We start from the raw sequence: 3,945 nt of genomic DNA on the forward strand, positions 1-3,945 counted from the left end.
AATCCGGCTCGTCCGCGTAATAGGAATCCGGCTCGTCCGCGTAATAGGCGGCGGCGCTCAGGATCAGATCGATCTCGTAGCGCATGGCGTCGTCCGGTGTCGCGTGGTGGAGGATTTTGCGCACTTGCGCCTCGGCCTGCTGATGACGCTCGCTCAGCGCCAGCGCCCATGCCGCGGCAAGACGCAGGCGTGGATGCTTGTCCAGCTCGGACTCGGGCAGCCACTCGAGCCATTCGAGCACGGCTGACAAGTGGCCGCGGGTCGCCGCCTCGTGCAGGCAGCGTTGCGCCAGGCCATAGGCAGTCTCGCGCTGGCCGCTGGCAAAGGCGTGGCGCGCGGCAGCTTCGGTCATGCCATGATCGGCAAGCCAGTGCATGGCGCGATCGTGCAATCCGGCGAGCTCCTGCGCAGGCAGTTCCGTCAGCCGCGCGCGCAGCGCATCGCGTGCCATGGCGTGCATGCGGAACCACTCGCCCTTCTGGTCGGCGACGACGAACAGGGGCGTTTCCCGCATGAGGCGCTCCAGGCGATCCGGTGCATCCTCCATCGCCGTCACGGCGCGGCAAAGGTCGGCATGCAGCAGATCCGCGATCGAGATGCGCATGAGAAAGCCGGTATCCGCGTCGGTAAGCCGGGCGAGCAACTCGGTCACGAAGTGCTCGCGCATGCCGCCGGTGCTGTTTGCCAGGGCATCGATGGCGGCAACGGGATCGGGGGCGAGGGACATTGCCGAAAGCGCGAGCTGCAAGCCGAGCGGCCAGCCCTCGGTCACGTCATGCAGCCTCGCGCACGCGTCGGCTTCGACACTGGCGTCGAAGTGGCTGCCGATCAGTGCGATCGTCTCTTCCAGGCGGAAACGCAGCATCCCGGCATCGACCTTCACGCACTGGCCATAAGGGCCAAGGCGGTCGACGACCGTGTCGAACCCGCTGCGCGCCGCCACCACGATGCGCAGGTTGGGCGGCAGGTTGTTGAGCACATAGATCAACGCATCGCGGCTGGAATCCGGCAATCGCTCGGCTTCATCGAGTATCAGAACGATATCGAGCGCAACGTGCGCAATCTCCGCCAGCCACGCGGTGAAGCCTTCCAGCGACCCGCGGGACGATCCTTCCCCTTCCGGCAGGCTCTTGCCGAACGCCGGCCGCCCGCAGCCTGAGCGAATCGCGCTCGTCAGCCCCAGCAACAGGCGCCCGGGATCGTCGTGCTCATCCAGCGACACCCAGGCAACCGCGCTGCCGCGCATGATGTACTCGCGGTGCCACTGGATCAGCAGGGACGTCTTGCCGAAGCCGGCAGGCGCTTGCACGATGGTCACAGGCCGGTCGCGAAAGCGCTCGCCGTCCGAGCCCAGCCGGGAGCGCGCAAGAAGATGGCGCGGTGCGCGCGGTGGACTCGTCTTGAGCAGCAATTCCGATGCGGTCGCGCCAGCGCCGCTGGTTGGATTTGTCATCGAATGAAAGTAGACGCGGCAGTCTTCCCATGTTTGCATGCTGCGCGGCCGCGCGTGCCGTTGCATGTACATCCCGACGCACTGCGTGCCTGCGGCAGAACCGCATGTTTCCAGGCTGGCCGGATGGATTGAGGGGATCGGCAACCTAATGTCGCCGATTATAGACATGCCCGGCGCATTGCCAGCCCGCATCAGGGATTTCCCTGTATCCCACCCCCCCGCCACTGGGGGGAGCACCCCCAGGCCGCGCGCCTACTATTCCATCAACACAAGGACGCGCAAGCGGGGAATGCAATGCCGGCAATCAAGCGTGAAGCCGCGATGGCGCGGACGCGCCCGGACGCAAGTCTCGCACGGCTCCCGGCCGGGCTGGCATGGACCAGCGAAGCGAAGTAAACCGAATCAACGCCAAAACGATCAGAGACAGGAATCAACATGCCACATGCCATTCGAATCCATGAAACCGGCGGCCCCGAAGTGCTGCGCTGGGAAGAGGTCGCCGTGGGCGAACCCGGTCCCGGGCAGGTCCGCTTGCGCCATGAAGCGGTGGGCCTGAATTTCGCCGACACGTACTTTCGCTCGGGCCTGTACCCGATGCCCCTGCCGGCCGGCATGGGCGTCGAGGCCGCCGGCGTGGTCGAGGCCGTCGGCGCCGGCGTGACCCAGGTCGCGGTCGGCGATCGCGTCACCTATACCGGCTTTCTCAATACGCTGGGCGCGTACAGCACCGAGCGCCTGATCGCGGCCGCAGCACTGATCAAGCTGCCCGCCGGCATCGATTGCGCGACCGCCGCCGCCATGACCATGCGCGGCCTGACCTCCGCGTACCTGATGCGCCGCATCTACGCCTTCAAGCCCACCGACACCATCCTGCTGCACGCTGCCGCCGGTGGGGTCGGACTGATCGTCTCCCAGTGGGCAAAGCTGCTCGGTCTCACCGTGATCGGCACCGTGTCGAACGAGGCCAAGGCGGCCGTTGCCCGCGCCCACGGCTGTGACCACATCATTGACTACAGCCGCGAGGACGTGGCCGGGCGCGTGCGTGAACTGACCGACGGCGTCGGCGTGAATGTGGTGTTCGACAGCGTCGGCAAGGACACCTTCGACGCTTCGCTGGATTCGCTCAAGCGCCGCGGCCTGATGGTCTGCGTGGGCACGGCTTCCGGCCCGATCCCGCCCTTCAACCCGCAACTGCTGGCGATGAAGGGCTCGCTTTACCTGACCCGCCCCGCCCTGGCCGACTACATCGCCGACCCCGCCGAAAAGAACGAACTGGCCGGCGAACTGTTCGGCCATGTCGCGGCCGGGCGCATCCGGATCGAAATCAACCAGCGCTACGCCCTGCAGGACGCGGCGCAAGCCCACCGGGACCTGGAATCGCGCAAGACCACCGGCTCCTCGGTTTTCACGATCTAAGAGATCACCATGCGTATCGAACCACTCACCTGTGCCATCGGCGCCGAACTGGTTGGCATCAAGCTGGCCGACGCCATTCACGATGCCGGCCTGTTTGCGGAAATCCGTGCCGCGCTGCTCCGGCATCGCGTGCTGTTCCTGCGCGGCCAGGACATGACGCGCGCCGAACACGTTACCTTTGCCCGCCTTTTCGGCGAGCTGGAAGACCACCCGGTAGCCGGCAGCGACCCCGAACATCCGGGCCTGGTGCGGATCTACAAAAACCCGGACCAGCCGAACGACCGCTACGAAAACGCCTGGCACACCGACGCCACCTGGCGCGTGGCGCCGCCCTTCGGCTGCGTGCTGCGCTGCGTGGAGGGCCCGCCGGTAGGCGGCGATACCATGTGGGCAAACATGGTCCTGGCCTATGAGAACCTCCCCGAACACATCAAGAGCCAGATCGCGGACCTGCGTGCCCGCCACAGCATCGAGGCCAGCTTCGGCGCTGCCATGCCCCTCGAGAAACGCCTGGCATTGAAGGCACAGTATCCCGATGCCGAGCATCCGGTGGTGCGCACGCATCCCGAGACCGGCGAGAAGGTGCTGTTTGTCAACGCCTTCACGACGCACTTCACCAACTACCACACGCCGCAGCGCGTGCGCTTCGGCCAGGACGCCAATCCGGGCGCCGGCCTGCTGCTCAACTACCTGGTCAGCCAGGCCAATATCCCCGAGTACCAGGTGCGCTGGCGCTGGCAGCCAAACAGCGTGGCGATCTGGGACAACCGCTCGACCCAGCACTACGCCGTCATGGACTACCCCCCCTGCTATCGCAAGATGGAGCGCGCCGGGATCATTGGCGACATACCGTTTTAAGCGGCTAGAACAGACAGACCTGGCGCAATTGACTCTGCCCCAACCCGACAAGGACTAAACATGCAATTCCTCGACGATTCCCTGCACCCCGAAAACCAGGACAAAGTGGTCATCACCGTGGCGCCTTACGGCCCCGAGTGGATGCCGGCGGATTTCCCCGAAGACATTCCGGTGACGATGGAGGAACAGGTGCAAAAGGCCGTTGACTGCTACAACGC

General features: G+C 65.7%; 4 protein-coding genes. 3 read left to right on the plus strand and 1 reads right to left on the minus strand.

What is annotated here, in order from left to right; genetic code table 11:
• On the minus strand, window positions 1–1,645 hold a 1,645-nt coding region (locus AC1DN0_RS40460), incomplete at its 3' end, for a winged helix-turn-helix domain-containing protein (RefSeq protein WP_477146570.1).
• A gap of 243 nt (window positions 1,646–1,888) precedes the next feature.
• On the opposite strand from AC1DN0_RS40460, the gene AC1DN0_RS40465 reads away from it, so the two are divergent.
• The 3 genes from AC1DN0_RS40465 to AC1DN0_RS40475 all read left to right on the plus strand — a co-directional run.
• Window positions 1,889–2,869, plus strand: a complete 981-nt coding sequence (locus tag AC1DN0_RS40465; RefSeq protein WP_441637598.1) for a quinone oxidoreductase family protein — start codon at window positions 1,889–1,891, stop codon at window positions 2,867–2,869.
• A gap of 9 nt (window positions 2,870–2,878) precedes the next feature.
• Window positions 2,879–3,727 (plus strand): TauD/TfdA dioxygenase family protein, encoded by an 849-nt coding sequence (locus AC1DN0_RS40470; protein WP_441637600.1) that lies wholly within the window; start codon window positions 2,879–2,881, stop codon window positions 3,725–3,727.
• A 60-nt stretch (window positions 3,728–3,787) separates the two neighbouring features.
• The coding region (locus tag AC1DN0_RS40475) for a 3-keto-5-aminohexanoate cleavage protein (RefSeq protein ID WP_477146571.1) at window positions 3,788–3,945 on the plus strand (158 nt) is incomplete at its 3' end.

Source organism: Cupriavidus sp. 05N39, assembly GCF_056397325.1.

What these genes read in the sequence shown, in the direction of transcription:
- AC1DN0_RS40465 (WP_441637598.1), top strand. Translation starts at nt 1,889, where the DNA reads ATGCCACATGCCATTCGAATCCATGAAACCGGCGGCCCCGAAGTGCTG.
- AC1DN0_RS40470 (WP_441637600.1), top strand. Translation starts at nt 2,879, where the DNA reads ATGCGTATCGAACCACTCACCTGTGCCATCGGCGCCGAACTGGTTGGC.